This is a genomic window from Neorhizobium lilium (assembly GCF_004053875.1).
GTDB classification, from domain to species: domain Bacteria; phylum Pseudomonadota; class Alphaproteobacteria; order Rhizobiales; family Rhizobiaceae; genus Neorhizobium; species Neorhizobium lilii.
The window spans coordinates 406,157-422,307 of sequence record NZ_SBIP01000004.1; the positions used below are offsets into that span (position 1 = coordinate 406,157).

General features: G+C 58.9%; 9 protein-coding genes. 3 read left to right on the top strand and 6 right to left on the bottom strand.

Features of this window, described 5'->3' with window-relative positions; genetic code table 11:
* Positions 1-13: 13 nt before the first annotated feature.
* The 3 genes from EPK99_RS18925 to EPK99_RS18935 all read right to left on the bottom strand — a co-directional run bounded on the left by EPK99_RS18925 (position 14) and on the right by EPK99_RS18935 (position 3,637).
* A complete protein-coding gene (locus EPK99_RS18925; protein WP_128444639.1) occupies positions 14-772 on the bottom strand; it encodes a hypothetical protein in 759 nt (252 codons plus the stop codon).
* Positions 773-911: 139 nt separating this feature from the next.
* Positions 912-2,105, bottom strand: a complete 1,194-nt coding sequence (locus tag EPK99_RS18930) for a polysaccharide biosynthesis/export family protein (RefSeq protein WP_245582485.1) — start codon at positions 2,103-2,105, stop codon at positions 912-914.
* Positions 2,106-2,218: 113 nt separating this feature from the next.
* The gene (locus EPK99_RS18935) at positions 2,219-3,637 is read right to left on the bottom strand and encodes an O-antigen ligase family protein (RefSeq protein ID WP_128444640.1); all 1,419 of its coding nucleotides are present in this window, start codon (positions 3,635-3,637) and stop codon (positions 2,219-2,221) included.
* A 261-nt stretch (positions 3,638-3,898) separates the two neighbouring features.
* Here EPK99_RS18935 and EPK99_RS18940 point away from each other — a divergent pair, with 261 nt between their 5' ends.
* From EPK99_RS18940 to EPK99_RS18950, 3 genes are all read left to right on the top strand, one after another.
* Positions 3,899-4,486, top strand: coding sequence for a transglutaminase-like cysteine peptidase (locus EPK99_RS18940; RefSeq protein WP_128444641.1), 588 nt, complete (start codon positions 3,899-3,901; stop codon positions 4,484-4,486).
* Positions 4,487-4,630: 144 nt separating this feature from the next.
* Positions 4,631-5,437: a DUF6030 family protein gene (locus tag EPK99_RS18945; RefSeq protein WP_281033479.1), complete on the top strand. Its 807-nt coding sequence runs from the start codon at positions 4,631-4,633 to the stop codon at positions 5,435-5,437.
* 86 nt (positions 5,438-5,523) lie between these two features.
* Positions 5,524-6,309, top strand: coding sequence for a metallophosphoesterase family protein (locus tag EPK99_RS18950; RefSeq protein ID WP_128444643.1), 786 nt, complete (start codon positions 5,524-5,526; stop codon positions 6,307-6,309).
* Between the two features lie 41 nt (positions 6,310-6,350).
* Here EPK99_RS18950 and EPK99_RS18955 read toward each other — a convergent pair whose 3' ends face one another.
* The 3 genes from EPK99_RS18955 to EPK99_RS18965 all read right to left on the bottom strand — a co-directional run bounded on the left by EPK99_RS18955 (position 6,351) and on the right by EPK99_RS18965 (position 16,019).
* Complete coding sequence (locus EPK99_RS18955; RefSeq protein ID WP_128444644.1) at positions 6,351-7,139, bottom strand: SDR family oxidoreductase; 789 nt, start codon at positions 7,137-7,139, stop codon at positions 6,351-6,353.
* 16 nt (positions 7,140-7,155) lie between these two features.
* Positions 7,156-8,514, bottom strand: a complete 1,359-nt coding sequence (locus tag EPK99_RS18960) for an aminotransferase class I/II-fold pyridoxal phosphate-dependent enzyme (protein WP_128445010.1) — start codon at positions 8,512-8,514, stop codon at positions 7,156-7,158.
* A gap of 71 nt (positions 8,515-8,585) precedes the next feature.
* Positions 8,586-16,019 (bottom strand): type I polyketide synthase, encoded by a 7,434-nt coding sequence (locus tag EPK99_RS18965; protein WP_128444645.1) that lies wholly within the window; start codon positions 16,017-16,019, stop codon positions 8,586-8,588.
* Between the last annotated feature and the right edge of the window lie 132 nt (positions 16,020-16,151).

Here is a 16,151-nt window from a genome sequence, read left to right on the forward strand (position 1 = left end):
TAAGCGACCACTATCAGCCGCGCGTAATAGGGCTGGTGTCCGTACCGCCGCTGCTGCTGCCATTATTGCTGCTGGAACCGCCGCCACCCGTAGCAGCAGAGAACGTACCGCCCCCGCTCGCGACGCCAGAACCAGAGCCTGATCCAGTGGACGAGCCAGCCGCCGAACTGGAGCCGCTCGATCCACCTGTGCCAGCCGAGCCGGCGCCACCTATAGCACTGCCGCCGCCGACAACATTACCGCCGATTCCAGCCGTCTGAGGGCTCACTTCCGAGGTAGCAACCTGCTGCTGGCCCTGGGCCTGCGTCTGGGCAGCCGCCATCTGGGGGCTTGCCGCAATCGCGAGCTGGATCTGAGCCTGAGCCTGAAGATTGCCGGCAGCCGCCAGAGACGCAGCAGCAACGTTGGCACCTGCGCTCATGGCTGCAACCTGCACAACACTGACGCCAGCCGATGCAGCCGCGGTCTGAATGGCGGTCAGCACGCTTGGTAACTGGCCATTGGCCGCAGCAACTTCAAGGATCTGCTGGATACGAGCCTGCAAAGCGGCACCGCCCTGAGGAAACTGAACCAGAAGAGCATTCGGATTTTGAACGAATTCCTGCACATCAGCCACAGTAACGGCAGGCGCAGCAGCCACTACAGGAGCGACAGGCGCTACCGGAGAGGCAGGCGCAGGAGCAACTCCCGTGTCCTGGGCGACAGCCAGGCCTGTACTAAAAGCAAACACGCCGGCCGTAGCGGCCTGCAACAATGTCGAACGGATACTCATCCCGGCGCTCCACGAATTAGATTAACATTCCATTACCAGACAGCGATTTCGAGAGAAATGCAATGCTTTTTCCCACGTAATCAAAGCAACTGGCGAGAACTTATAAGTAAAGTTAAGACGGCGATCGCCGCCTTAACTTTTAGTTGCGAATTTTGTCGCGCGTATCAACCACATCGCGCGTTGATGACGTTACCGAGTTCACGATCGTCAAGAACTTCACAAGCTCAACAGCATCCGACGTCGAGACATAGATGACGTCCTTGTTCTGCATTGGGAATTTCTGCACCGCGAAGAACGCTGCGGGGTCACGCAGGTTCGCCCGGAAGATCACCGGAATCTGGTCCCCAGCAAAGTGGCTGGTATCTACGCCGAGGCTACGCAGGAAGTCGCGATCAACAACACGATAAAGAAGAACCGCCTGTGGCTCCGCCTTGTCGTCCAGCAACCCACCGGCCTTGGCCAAAGCCTCGCCGAGCGACAGATTACTGTCATCGAAATCGTAACGTCCGCTTTGACCTGTCACGCCGAAAGCGAGGTAGGTTCTGCGGTCGCGATTGACGAAGATAGTATCGCCAGGTTGCACAAAGATATTCTCACGCGGCGTATCGCTCAACTTATTGTAGGCGACCGTAACGCTCTTGGAGCCACGCTGCACAGTGACCGTCGTTTCGTCGCCCGGTGAACTCAAGCCACCAGCCTCCGAGATCACGTCGATAACGCGCTCGCCTGCGGGGCTAAGTTCCACCTTCTTGGGCTCCTTGACGTCACCCAAGACGGAGGCTTCCATCGAACGATTTGTAATGGTCGATATGACCACCTGCGGCTCGATCGCCCGATTGGCCAGGCGCTGAGCTATATCAAGCTGAACTGCATCCACGGGACGCCCCGCAGCCGTGATCTTGCCGGCATACGGAACACTGACCGTTCCGTCGCGGCTGATCGTCTGGTTGGGGAGAGTAATGTAATTTCCCGGACGCGCACCAGCGTCTACCGGAATAAAGAGCCCTCCGGACTGCGCTTCGAACACCGAGATCTGCACCACGTCGCCGACGCCGAGTACGATGTTAGGAGGACCACCGCGCCCGCCTCCGAACCCGGCATTCAATGTTGGCGCCGTCGTCTGGGAAGCATGAGCCAAGACCGTCTTGTTGATATCAACAAGAGCATAGTCGATTCCGACCTTCTTCTCAGAAGCACTTACCTTGACCGTGGCCTGAGACTCCACAAGATGCGGGTCCGGACCGGACCTTGGCAGGCCAGTACAACTTGACAACATTGCAATAGTAGCAATTGATAAAATAGTTTTGGACGACCTGACCATATGCCCCGCCATGATTACCCCACATCGCTTCTATAGGTTCGTTTAAATACGAAAACCAGCGGTTTTCTTAATATGAGTTAATTACAGTGCTGAATCGGTGCGCCTGTAACAAAGAAATCACATTTCTACATGGAAACACTTCTAGTGCTGGACGATTTAAAGCTTATCGCTATCCCTAGCCCAGATATTAGCGCGAGAATCATTGAAAACGCAGGAATTTGAAGAGAAAAATCCGTGAATGCGTGCACGGTCGCTATTACCACCGCAGAAATGGCGCCCCAGATCATGGGCCTCATGCTCTTTCGCCGGCGCAATCCAGCTTGGAAAGTTCCCAGCAGAACGGAATAGGCAAAAACGAAAGCAGCGAGTGACGGAAAGACGCCAAGCGCCAGAATGGTGTCGACATAGAAGTTATGGGCCCGGTACCAGGTGCCCTCAAGCCCACACTCTGCATTGCGGTAAGCCGGGAAGTAATAGCGGAACGAGGCCGGCCCCAGTCCGGCTGCCCAGTTGCCTGCAATTGCGGGCAGTACGCTCTGCGTCACGCAAAGACGGCTGTCGTTCAGCCCCTGCCGCTCGGCACGAATCATAGAGCGTCCGAACAATAAACCGCCGGCCGCCATGACGAGAGCGGCAAGCGTCATGGCAATAAGGACCTTCTGCCACCGAGTGAGGTTTCCACCGCCACGGCGTCGCCGCTGTTTACTGCGGAAGTGAAAGATCAAAGCAACGGCTAAAACGGTGCAGCCAGCAAGAGAGGCCGCCGCTCCCCCTCGCGACTGGGTCAGAGCCACAGCGACTGCAGAAATGAGCGCCATGAAAGCGAACGCCCATTTATTCTCAAAGATCGAGACAGGCTGGGTAGATGGTCGCGCGTCTCTCGTCGCTGCAAGCGCGTAGCACACGATAAGGACGACGAGAATCACGCCATAAAAGGTTGCAGCGGTATTACGGTTGACGAACGGCGCCGTCAGGCTACCAAAATAGGTTTGTCGTGGGCCGAACATCAATGTGTTCGGGAACAATACTGTCTGGACGATTGCAAATAGTGCTAAACCTGCACCGCAGATGCCGAAGATCTGCCAAGCACGCTCCACCTGCCTGTCGTTGCGAAACAGAAGCAGCGCACCCAGAAATGTCATGAAAGCCAAGCTGATCGGCATAAGGGAGTAAAGGGCGTCCCCAGGTACGACGGAAATTCGCGGTGCAGCGTCGATGCCGACATCGCTCAAGCTTGCCCAGGCCGCGTTCGACAACAAACCACCCGGTAAGGGCAGTGTCTGGATCACCACCCAGGCTGCTACTGCCACCCACAAAAGCAGAGCGGCAAGAAAGACGCCCACTGTACTTGCGTGCAGCCCCCGCTCGATCACTCCACTAAGAACCGATAAGGCCATGAGCAGTACCGAAATCGACAGTGAGAAGGGGTAAACCCCGCCATCCGTCAAAAGAACAAGCGCAAAAGAGAGTAGGTAGAAGGCGAGAGGCAGGATTCTTAAGATCATGATGTAACCGAAAATCGGAGTAACGATTGCAGACAGCACTTACCGTTAGAAATTCCGCATATTCCCAGTTCGGCGTTCAAAGCTGATCGTTAGTAGAGCGCTCTGTCTATGCCTGCGGCTTTTTCATCTCCTTCTTCTGCCGTTGCTTCTTGATAAACTCAAGGCCGATCGAAACGACACAAAACAAGTCAGTTCGATAAAATTGAAATTATCCACTTAAGCCGGCCGAATAGTTTGATCTGTAAAACCAGGCGCAGAGGCCGAAACAACGGCTCACAAGAACGAACGGGGCGAATCTCAATGATCAAGAATTACGTTTTTGGCGTATTTGCCGCAGCTTCTCTTTGCCTTTCCACTTCCAGTGCTTTTGCAATCGGTCCCGCGGGCATGGCAGCGCCATCCAAGCTACGTCCGCTGAACATCGTCGCCCAGAAGCCGACATTGGCGCCCTTCGCATTCGTCAAGTTCTGCGTCGCCAATGCCTCGGACTGTGCAGATGCCCATGGCGATGCCAGCGTATCCCTCACTTCAGGGCTCATGCGCCAGCTTCGCCAAGTGAATGCACAGGTCAACCGTTCGATCGAGCCGCAGTACGACAACGACGGCGATGACGAATGGCAGGCGGACGTAGCTGCAGGCGACTGCGAAGACTTCGCCCTGACCAAGCGGCGGCGGTTGATCGAACTCGGCTGGTCGCCGAATGCTTTGCGGATGGCCATCGCCTATACGCCGAACAATAATGGCCATGCCGTTCTGGTCGTCAGCACAAGCAAAGGCGATCTTGTTCTAGACAACCGAAGCAATTCGATCCGTAACTGGCGCGACACGGACTTGCGATGGGTAATGATCCAGTCGTCTGTTAACCCGTTGTACTGGAACCAGATCTAATACATACCGTCTATTCCAGTCGCGCAAGACAGGGCATAGTCGCCTTCTCCTGCAATCGATCACGGAGCCACGACGGTATCTGATCACGCCTCCCAGTCTCGATATAGCAAGCGACTCGATCTCGCCCCCTCCGGCGAGAACGAGATGGAGCCGCCGCGTCCGCCAGGGTTCGCGGTGCCCGTGCTCATATTTCTCCTGGTTGTCGCTGGGGTTCTGGCCACGGTGCTGATGGCGAATGAGGGAAAGAACCTCCATCTTCTGGCTAAGGTTCTCCACATCCCGCTCAAAGAGCAGCGGACCGAGACTCAGGCGGTTCCGGTTGCCGCAAAGCCGGCGCAGCTAGCGCGCCAACCATCACATCTTTTGAGCGCGCCTACCACCCAGTCAATGGGAGCGCTGGAGCCTCCCCTCAAGCCTCAGGACTTCTGCCAGAGGCTCGCCCAGCGGAACCAGGAAACTCCCGCATTTGTGGCCGAAAGCGACGGGAACTGGGAGTGCTCCCTGCTGAGGCAGTATCCACCGCAAACGGGTACTGCATCGCTTTTCCTGCAGATCCGCGGCGCTGCACACGGTGCCTTTTCCCGTCTGCGGATCAAGTTCAACCTCCCGCCAGGCGAGCCGAACGAACAGGCGGTCGAGGATGCGCTCAACATCCTTCAGAACAGTATCAGGCCGTTTTGGAGCGACAGAATATTTTTCGATGCGCTCCGGCGAAAGCTCGGCGGGAAAATGGATTTCTCTATGCTTGTCGGATATTACCCTGCAAGCTTCAAGCACGAAATGAGCGACTCGAATCGTTTGAACCTGATCGTTGCCAACCGGCCTGTCCCAAAGGTGGAACCTTTACGCCTTCCCGTTGCTTGGACGGCAATGATCCCCACGGGGCGAGCACCCAAGGCTCAAAGGGGGCCTCGGATTGGAGCGGATGAACCGAAGCTCCCGCCGCCGTGATCATAACTGTAAAGAACACGATTTTAACAGGGTTTTAACGCCGACTTTCCATGGTCGGCATGATGAGTGGCGCGAACGGCGACAAGATGCGTAAATTGCTGACCTGGCTTTCCCAAAAGCGTCCCGCACCGGAGCAGGCTGCGCCGCGTCGCCGTATAGACATGGGAGATAATCCGCCTGCCTATCCGATCTACGCGATCGGCGACATTCATGGCTGCATGGATCAGTTGCAGCGCGCGGAAGAGAAGATCGCGACCGACATCGAAGTCTCCGGCCAGTCGGGGCCGGTGGTGCTGCTTGGCGATTACGTGGATCGGGGATCCGCCTCCTCCCAAGTGATCGAACATCTCGTCAATCCAAGTGCACTCGGCCTCAAACGGGTTCCGCTTTGCGGTAACCATGACGATATCTTCGGCAAGTTCATCGAGGAGCCGGACCTTCACCTGGAATGGCTGGCGCTCGGGGGCGAGCAAACCCTGATGTCCTATGGCATCGACATCCATCATGTCGGGCTGCGGCAGCGCGGCCGCAACAGCAAGCTGAAACATGTCTTGGCAGAAGCAATTCCCTTGAGCCATAAGCAGTTTCTCGAAAACCTGCCTATCCATCTGAAGATTGGGCAATACCTCTTCGTGCATGCCGGAATCCGGCCCGAAATTCCTCTTCAGCGGCAGACCGATGAAGACATGATGTGGATCCGCGAGCCGTTTCTCAAAGAGGGCCCGAAACTGCCTCTGATGGTAATCCACGGCCATACGCCCCAGCCGATGCCGGATCTAGGGCCTCATCGGATCGGCATCGATACCGGAGCCTTCTACACAGGCAAGCTTACCGTCCTGAAGATCGATGGCGGCCAAACCCGGTTCCTGTAGGGCACCCGTTCCTCTCGGCGTAGAACAAATGAGGCAGATTTCTAACGCTTCGTCTCTCGCCCGAACCACCATAACAGCGCTGGCTTGAGCAGAGGGCCAATCCATCCGAGGGCCGTCAGCGAGAAGCCGAAGAACGTCTTCGAGCGCCCGCGGTCGATGGCGCTGACAATCTTTGCTGCGACAGCGTCCGCCGGCCAAGCGGCGGCTGCCCCCATCAGGCGGCGTGCCTCAGGCGAGCGTTTAGGCAGTTCCTGCTCGAACTGGGGCGTCAGAGTGTCCGGTGGAAAACAAATGGCTACCTGTATCCCGAAAGACCGCGCTTCAGCCTGCAACGCCTCTGCAAAGCCGACCAGCGCCGATTTCGACGCGCAATAGGCGCTGTAACCATGGATGCCGATCAGCGCAGCGCCGGAAGAAATGATCATGATCTTGCCAGACCTGCGTATCTTCATGCCGGAATAGACAGCGCGGACACTGTTGATCGTGCCGAGAAGATTGGTGTCGATCTGGCCGGCAAAGACGGCGGAACTCTGCTCGTCGAACAGGCCAGGCTCGACTATACCCGCAGATGCCACAAGAATATCGCAAGGTCCGAATGTCAATTCACACGCGGAGATGGCAGAGCTGATCTCAGCCTCCACCGCAACATCGGCCGAGACGAGGCCAATCCGCCCGACCCCGGCAGCTACGCTGCGTTCAAGATCCTGCCGTGCCTCGTCCAGCCGCCGTGCGTTCCGTGCGATGATGGAGACCTTAGCGCCGGAGCGCAGATATTGCCTCGCCACCTCCAACCCGATGCCGCTTGATCCTCCCGTGACGATGACGTGCACGCGCGGCTCCCAGCTGTCAGTTTTTTTCGCTTGCCTGAAGCAAAGGCGAAAGCTGCATCATCTTTTCGAGGTCGAGTGCGCCAAGCCCGAAATTGCGCTCTTCGAGAGTCCGCAAACGGCGAGCCGTGACATCCACCGCATGGCGGATCTGGTCTTCGGTATGATCGCAGGTGATGAAGAAGCGCAGCCGTGCCATGCCTTCCGGCACGGCCGGGTGAATGATCGGCAATGCGTTGACGCCTTCTTCCAGAAGCTCGTTCGACAGTTGGACAGCCCGGAGCGAGTCGCCCACGATGATCGGAACCACAGAAAAACCGAGGCTAAGCCCCGTATCCAGTCCCGCCTCCTTGGCACATTCCAGAAAGAGCGCACCATTGCGGTGCAGGCGCTCGGTCCGTTCCGGCTCCGAACGCAGAATCTCAAGGCCCGTGGTCGCTGCCGCTGCCAGCACGGGCGCCAGACCGACGCTATAGACGAAGCCTCCGGCGTCAGCCTTCAGAATGTCGGCCAGTGCCTGGCTTCCGGCGATATACCCACCGCAGCTCGATGTTGTCTTGGAAAGCGTGCCCATCCAGATATCGACCTCCCGCGGATCGATCCCGAAATGCTCGAAGCTGCCGCGGCCTGTCGCACCCAGCACGCCGAGCGAATGCGCCTCATCAACCATCAGCCAGAAACCGTGGCGGTTTCTAAGCTCGAGCAAGGCCGGCAGATCGGCAATATCGCCGTCCATGGAATAGACGCCTTCCACGATCACCAGCACACGCCGGAAGTCGCCTTCCAAGGTGCGCAGCACCGTATCGAGATTTTCGACGTCGTTGTGGCGGAAAAACCGGCGTGTTGCACCCGACTGTTTGATACCCGCCAGTGCGCTATTGTGAATGAACTCATCGTGCACGACCAGATCCTGGGGGCCGACAAGGGAGCTGATCGCTGCCAAATTGGTCAGATAACCGCTGACGAAACAGACGGCGGCTTCGACGCCGTAGACGTCCGCCAAAGCACCTTCCAGTGCTTTGTGCACCGGCCGCTCACCAGCCACGAGACGGCTGGCCGACGCTGAAATGCCGAAACGATCGATCGCCGCCTTCGCCTGCTCTATCACTTTCGGATCGGTATTGGTTCCGAGATAGTCGTAGGACGCGAAGTTCACGAAGGTCTTGCCGCCCATGACCGTGGTTGCACCGGCTGCCTGGTCATGGGAACGGTAGAATGGATTGGCAACGCCGATCACTTCGCCGATCTTCCTTTGTGCCTCTACCCGCTGGTATTCTGGCAGCGACTCGAATCGCAAAGGCTGGCGTGCGGGCTGTTGTGGCTGGCGGCTTAGTCGAGCAGCGCGATTGCGCCCCGCGGTTTCGCTTGCCTGACGCATCTGATCAATAAAGCCGCTACGTTCCTCCGAGCTTGGCTTGGATGGAGCTTTGCCTTGCGGATCATGTTTATTCACTGTGCGGCTGCTTTCTGCTGCGGCGTCGAGTGGCTCTTCACCAGCCGGTCGATGACCTCGTCCTGCGTTGCGGCATCCTCCCCATCGTTCCGCTTGGTGACGCGCTCGCGCAATCGGGTTACGACATCACTGACGGTCGTATCCTCCCCTACTCCACTCAGCGGAATATCAAAACCGGTCTTCTGCTGGAAGCTCATTCCAAGTTCCATGGCCATCAAACTATCCAGACCGATGTCCTTCAGGATCTTCTCCGGGGTGATGCCGTCTTCGGTGACCCTTAGGATCGTCGCGATCTCTGCCGCCACCAGAGTATGCAGCAGAAGCTGCGCTTCCTCGGTTGACTTGCCTCGGATCATCTCCTCAAGATCCACTCGGTCACCTTCAGCCGCAGACTGCTGGCTGCCTGCGGAACGGATAACGGTTTGGAAGATCGCTGCCTGAGAAATCGGCAGCATCCTTACCGCCGCCCAATCCACTTCGGCAATCATCACGGCCGCAGCGTCGATAGAGCCGTTGTCACTAACAATGTAACGCTCGACCTGTTCCAGCGCGTCACGCGCTTTCATTGCGGTCTTGCCGATCCGCTTCGACAGCAATTCGTTGACCTCGGAATTGCGCGCAAGGAATCCTGTGTCCGCAATGGCGCCGAAGCCGATCGCGAGACCTGTTTTGCCGGCAGCACGACGGCTGCGGGCAAGGCCTTCCAGATAGCCGTTGGCGATGACGTAGTTCGCCTGCCCCGGATTGCCGATCATGGTGGTCGCGGAGGAGAAGAGCAGGAAGAGCTCTAGCTCGTCATCGGCCGTCAGACGATCGAGTAGTTCGGCGCCCCGCACCTTGACCTCGACGACAGGGCGGTTGCGCTCCGGCGTCAGGTTGGAAAGCAAGGCATCGTCAAGCACCATCGCCGCGTGGACAACGCCCTTGAGGGGTGCCTTGGCACGCAGTTCATCCAGCAAGGTCGTCAGCGAAGCTTCATCCGTGATATCGCAGGCATGCACGCTCGCGACGACGCCCTTGTCAGCCCATTTCGAGATAGCAGCAATGGTTTCAGCGTCGGCGACACCGCGACGCGAGCAAAGCGCGATATGCTTGGCGCCCTTGGCGACCAGCCAATCGGCAGCCACGAGACCAAAACCACCAATCCCACCAGCGACAAGGAAGACGCCTTCGTTGTCAAAGCGCAACGGCTTGCCGGTCGAGACCACGACCTTGTCCTTGCCGGAAACCGGAGGCTGGATCACGATCTTGCCGATATGACCTGCGTTCTGCATGAGACGGAAGGCGCTGCCGATCTCATCATAGCCGAAAGCACGATAAGGCAAGGGCTGCAATTGCCCTGCGTCGAACAGGCGTCCGATCTCGGCAAAGATCTTCTTGGTTACGGACGGCAAGTTGACCAAAAGCTGGTCCGCATCGATTCCGAAATAACTGATATTGCGGCGGAATGGGCGCAGCCCGATTTTTCTGTCGGAGTAATAGTCGCGCTTGCCGAGCTCCAGGAAGCGGCCGAAAGGCTTCACCAGTTCTAGGCTGCGCTCCATGGCTTCGGAGAAGAGCGAATTGAGCACGAGGTCAACGCCCTCGCCATTGGTAACGCCGCGCACTCGGTTCACGAAATCGAGCGAGCGCGAATCGAATACATGATCGGCGCCCATGGCTTCGAGGAAGCGACGCTTCTCGACCGTACCTGCGGTGGCGATCACCACAGCACCTTTGAGCTTGGCGATCTGCAGGGCCGCAAGCCCGACGCCGCCGGCCGCGCCATGGATGAGGATGGTTTCTCCGGCCTCGATATGGCCGAGATGAACCATGGCATAATAGGCGGTCAGGAAGGCCACCGGAACCGTTGCAGCGCCGGCGAAATCCAATCCCGCCGGGAACTTCGTCACGCCATCGCGGCGCACCCGCACATGGGTGGAAAACGCGGCCGGACCAATGCCCATGACCCTGTCGCCGGGTACGAGATCGCTCACGCCGGCGCCGACCTGAACCACGCGGCCAGACAATTCCATTCCAATCGTGGCGCCGGCAAAACCGTCTTCCAGCGCTTCTTCCGGCAAGACGCCCATGGCCCACATGACGTCGCGGAAATTGAGGCCCGTAGCCTCAACCGCTATGACCACCTCGCCAACTGTCGCCACCGGCAGGCCGCATTGCTGCCAGACAATGCTATCGACTCTGCCCGTGGAAAGCTGATGAATAGTAGCGGCCTCGTAATCCGCCGTCTCCACCGCCTTGGCCGGGAAAGGACCGAAGGCCGCCCGCAGCTCGCAAAGCGCGCCGTCGCGCAGAACCCATTCGCGATTTGCACTCGGCGCTGCCAGGATGGCAGCAGTCCGCGCAGGTAGATCGCCAAGCTCGGTCTCGGCATCGAGCAGATGAATATCGAGCCCTTCATATTCGTTCTGAAGAACACGCGTAAAAGTCCAAAGGCCCGCATTTGCCGGATCCGTCGCATCCGCTGCCAGAGGCGAACCGCCGGGCGCGGCGATCAGGATTTGCGGACGACCACCCTCAGTCAAGGCCGGCTGTCTGGCCAAAGTTTCCGCCAGCAGCTTGAAGCGCTGGAGCCGAAGCTGCGCTAGTTGCGAAGCATCCCGGCCGCCAAGCCGCTCAGCAACATAGAGGATCCTGACAGGCGCACCCGTCGAGGCTGCAATCGACGCCGAAATCTCTTCTTCGTTGAAATCCGCATCGAGTACAATCGAGCTGGAAGTGGACGCGAAACGGCCGGAGCGCTCGGCAAGCACGAGCAAGCCATCGGACGCTACGGCTTCCGCGTCAACGGTCTCAGGCAAGGTTTGCGCAGCTGCGAAAACCAGCTTACCTTCGGCAAAGTCTTTTTCCTCGACCTGCGGTTCGGCAAAGCCGAGATCACGCAGAAGACCGTCGATTTGCTGGACCGTTCCGAGCTGGCCCACCGGGAACTCGGCTGACTGGCTTGCTGCAAACCAACTGTCGGACAGCCCGAACACGAAGTCGTTGAAGGCGGACGGCGCACGGTCGGCGAAGACCAGTGCCGTACCTGCAGCTGCGAGACTGCGCATCGCGGAACGGAATTCTTCGCTCGATGCCAGCATCTGCTGGCTTTCGAGGCCGGCCATGACCACAAGATCGACCGATTTCAGCTCGCTCAGCTTGGCCGGCTCCAGAACCGAAACATGCGTATGTTGTTCGAAAGCGAGTTCCAGCGTCCGGCGCAGGTTTTCGCGCGGTTCGACGATGACCAGCATGGCGCCCTGTTCGGAGGCAAGCGATGCAAGGTGGGTGCTGAAGGACGGTGAAGTGGCGCCGGCCTCCAGGATGATACGAATCCGGCCTGGATTGGCGAGGCAGATCTCTGCCGCGGTCTCCAAAGCAACGGCCGATTTGCGCTGTGCCAGGGGCGCGTGGACGAGCACATGGTCCACAGTCGCTTCACTGCTGTTGCGCGAAGCTTCGGTCTCTGCCTCGGGATGCAGCAAGGCAAGCGAAAGCTGCTCCAGCGCATCGCGGTAAGCATTGTTAACCAACACGGCTTCAGCAACCCGGCCCGAATCTTCCTTGTAGATTTCCGCCAGCAGGTCGGCCACCGGTGGGAAGCCGAACTCCAGCGGCAGGCGCCACCCATCATCCTCCGGCGCGGCAATGCCCGCATCTTCGAGGATGAAGAGGCAGCTTGTCAGGAACGACCGGAAGCTGCCATTGCCGACGAAATTCTGCGGCGACACCAGCCCGTCATGATTTGCAAGCGCAAGACCGATCTCATGGCATCCCCGGTAGACGGCAGCGTCGATTATCAGCGACGCATTGTCGGAACCCGCCTCGCCAGCACTTGCGCGCATCACGTTGGCGCCAATCTCGACAGGAGCCCTTGGTGCGGCCTGCAGGAAGGACGGCACGGCGTCGAAATGGAAGGCAAGAGCTTCCAGTCCATGATGGCGGCGCAGCGAGGTGCGGCGGAACCGGCAGTCCATGAAGCTCATGACCTGATGGCCTTCCGCATCGAACATGCGAAAATTGACCTTGATCGAGAAGCCGCTGAAGCGTTCGATCTCGATGACGGCCTTGGCAATGGTCGCACTTTGGCTGGATACACGGACCGAGCCGAAACGAACCGGAATATAAGGCGATCCAGCTTCGTTACCCGAGAGCTTGTCGAAGAGCGCAACCAGCCCGTGGAAGGCGGCGTCCACCGAGAAGGGGTTGAAGTTGAACGTTACGAAGGGATGCGCAGGCGCCGAAGCAGGTTTCAGCTCGACTTCAACGAGGTTGCGGCCGAAAGAGACCGCCTTCGACAACAGCCTGAAGCGCGGTCCGTATTGCAGGCCAAAGCGTTCCGCCGTCTCGTAGACCTGCGCCGCATCCATGGAATGACCATCGCTGCCGGTGGCGCCCCAGGGCTGGCGGTAACCTTCCTCGTCGATCGCTTTGCGGCAACGAGCAACAGCGTGAACTGTCCAGTCGTCATTGCTGAGACGCTCACGCGAACGGATCTCGATATCACCCGTTTCGGGCGACAGAACCGTCGAAAGCTCCAGCATACGGTCTTCGCGCAGCTCCAGTGGCCGCACGATTTCCATGTTGGACAGCTCGACCTCCTCGGTCTCAAGATGAGCCTGAGCAGCCCTCAGAGCGATTTCAACAAAGCCGCTGCCTGGAAGGATAGCCCTGGAATCAACGACATGTTCGGCCAGATCCGGGAAAAGAAGGGCATCGACATGATTTTTCCAATGCGTCGCACGGGGGTCCGTCCGCCAGCCAAGCAATGTGTAAGCCGTTTTGCAATCGCGGCCGAAGACATCGATTTCGTCCGTCGTGCCCGGCATCCTCAACTGCACCGGTTCCAGCGGCAAGAGCGGAAGATGCACGGAGGCATTTCTCTTTACGCCCTGACGAACGGATGCAGGTGCTGCACCGGACGCGACTGCACGGGCAAAGGAGCGGGCGACCGGATCATAGCCGCCACCCAACGCCTCACGCTGCAGCGTGCCGATGACCACGGCCGGCTGGGACATGCTCTTTGCAACTTCGGAGACATAGCTCGACAGGATCGGCCTCGGCGAAATCTCTATGAAAAGGTTGCACCCGAGCTCGACAGCCTTTTCCGCAGCCGCCTTGAACAGGACAGGATCGCGGACGTTGCGCCACCAATAGTCTGAATCCAAACCCTGTCCGTCATAGACGTCGCCGGTGACGGTGGAGACAAAGGTGCAGGCGCCGCTCTTCGGTTCGATGGTCGGCAGATCGCTCAGGAAGGAGTCCCGGGCACTGTCGATGATCGGGTGATGGAAAGGATAATTGATATCAAGGATATGCGCGACAATCTGCGATTTGCGCGCGGCATCCTTGAAGGCCTGGATCTCATCCACCGGGCCAGAAATAGTGACGGAGCTGGGCGCGTTGATGGCTGCCACGCCGATTTGATCGAGGCCCTGCGCCTTGGCAAAGGCAAGCGCAGCCTCTTCGCTGAGTACGACGGCCGCCATCTTTCCTTTGCCGGCAATCAAGTCCTGCGACTTCGAGCGCTTGGCGACGATGGCGACGGCTTCCGCTGCCGTCAGCGTTTTTGCAGCATAGGCGGCAGCGAGTTCGCCAACGGAATGGCCGAAAACGACGTCCGGGCGAATGCCGCGTGCAGACAGACAGTCGGAAAGCGCCGCCTGTATGGCGAACAGCAGCGGTTGGGCGATCTTCGTGTCGGCCAAACGCAGCGCGAGGTCTGGAGCCGTCAGCAGATCGGTCAGTTTTTCGCCGAGATGGTATTCGAATAGCGCGCTGAAGGACTGGAAGCACTGGCGAAAGTGGCGATTCTCGCGATAGGCGTCCACGGCCATTCCGGCCCATTGGGCGCCGTTGCCCGAGAAGACAAAGGCGATCTTGCCGGCATGCGAAGGGGCTTCGCCCGCCTCGCCTTGCGAGGCCTCTGCAGACAGATGCGCGGCAACCGCCGCAAGCACTGCCTGGGTATCCTTGGCATCGACTGCGAAGCGGTGGCGCATCGGGTCGCGATTTGTGGTCGTGGCAACGACGATTTGCCGGGCCTTTGCGGGCTCCGCCCGCTCCAGGAGGGTTTTATATTCCTCCAGCAGGTTCCTGAGCGCGGTCGCGGTATGAGCGCTTGCCAGGAACAACCCGCCTTCGCCCTTGGCGGGAGCATCGGCCTGCGCTGCCGGCTCGGGATCGCCGATAACGACGTGAGCATTGGTGCCGCCAAAGCCGAAGGAGTTAACGCCGGCCAGCCGCGGCTCCTTTCCGGGAAGGAGCTTGATCGGCGCAGTATTCACCCGCACGTTAAGGCCGGCAAAATCAATATCTTCGTTGATCTTCTGGATGTGGAGCGTTGGCGGCAGAAAGTTCTCTTCCAGCGCAATCATCGCCTTCAGGAGGCCGAACAGCCCGGACACCGGCTCGGTGTGGCCGATATTCGATTTAATGGAACCGATCGGCAAAGGTGCTCGCCGGTTGCGCCCGATGACACTGCCGATTGCCCAGACTTCAGCAGGATCGCCCACGCGCGTGCCCGTGCCGTGTCCCTCGATAAAGGCCACCCGATTGACGTCGATCCCATTGCCCACATAGATCGAGCGTAGCAGATCCGCCTGCGCCTCCCGCGAGGGCAAGCTGATGCCGTTGGTGCGGCCGGAAGAGTTTACCCCTGTCGCGTGGATGCGCGCATAGCTGCGGTCGCCTTCCTGGCGGGTGCGGTCGCTGCGGCGCAGAATAATGGCGGCACCACCTTCTGCGCGGACATAGCCATGCCCGTTCGTATCGTAAGCACGGCACAGGCCTTCAGGAGACAGCATGCGCGCTTGCGCAAAGCCCACAAATGACAGCGGATGCACAAGAAGGTTCACGCCGCCGACGATTGCGGTATCGATATCACCCCGCTCAAGCCCCTTCACCGCCTGGTCAAGCGCAACAAGAGAGGACGAACAAGCCGTGTCGATCGTCATGCTCGGTCCATTGAGGCCAAAGACATGCGAAACCCGGTTGGATACGATCGACAGCGTGTTACCGGTCATGAAGTAAGGGCTGCCGGATGCCGGATCCTCGGCGGCCAGATTGCCGCTGTCCAGGCTCGATGCGCCGACATAGACGCCCACCCTCTCCCTGGCGAGCGCGCTCACGGGAAGGCCTGCATCTTCGAGCGCTCGCAAGACCAGCGTCAGCAACAGGCGCTGCTGCGGGTCCATCTGCATGGCTTCGCGCTGCGACAACCCAAAAGCAGCTGGATCGAAGTCGTAGATCGAATCAACAATACCTGCCGCGAATGTGTAGGTCTTCCCAGGCGTTCCAGGCACGGGATGCCAGAACCGGGCAAGATCCCAGCGCTCATCAGGGATCTGAGTGACCGTGCACTGTCCCTTGCTGAGAACCTTTTGCAGTTCCTTGATAGAATTCGCGCCTGGCGCTACGCAGGCTCTGCCGATAATTTCGATCGTCATGGTCTCTCAGTATTTGTCCTGGAAGCCGCGGTGAATATTTCACTGCCTCGCCAGCAACCTAAGCAGCACAGCTAGGACGGGTTATCATGAGACAGGCCCGCGGAGCAACACTACTATCTTTTGCCCACAGGC

What these genes read in the sequence shown, in the direction of transcription:
- EPK99_RS18960 (WP_128445010.1), bottom strand. Translation starts at nt 8,514, where the DNA reads ATGCGTCAGGCAAGCGAAACCGCGGGGCGCAATCGCGCTGCTCGACTA.
- EPK99_RS18930 (WP_245582485.1), bottom strand. Translation starts at nt 2,105, where the DNA reads ATGGCGGGGCATATGGTCAGGTCGTCCAAAACTATTTTATCAATTGCT.
- EPK99_RS18950 (WP_128444643.1), top strand. Translation starts at nt 5,524, where the DNA reads ATGCGTAAATTGCTGACCTGGCTTTCCCAAAAGCGTCCCGCACCGGAG.
- EPK99_RS18940 (WP_128444641.1), top strand. Translation starts at nt 3,899, where the DNA reads ATGATCAAGAATTACGTTTTTGGCGTATTTGCCGCAGCTTCTCTTTGC.
- EPK99_RS18965 (WP_128444645.1), bottom strand. Translation starts at nt 16,019, where the DNA reads ATGACGATCGAAATTATCGGCAGAGCCTGCGTAGCGCCAGGCGCGAAT.
- EPK99_RS18945 (WP_281033479.1), top strand. Translation starts at nt 4,631, where the DNA reads ATGGAGCCGCCGCGTCCGCCAGGGTTCGCGGTGCCCGTGCTCATATTT.
- EPK99_RS18925 (WP_128444639.1), bottom strand. Translation starts at nt 772, where the DNA reads ATGAGTATCCGTTCGACATTGTTGCAGGCCGCTACGGCCGGCGTGTTT.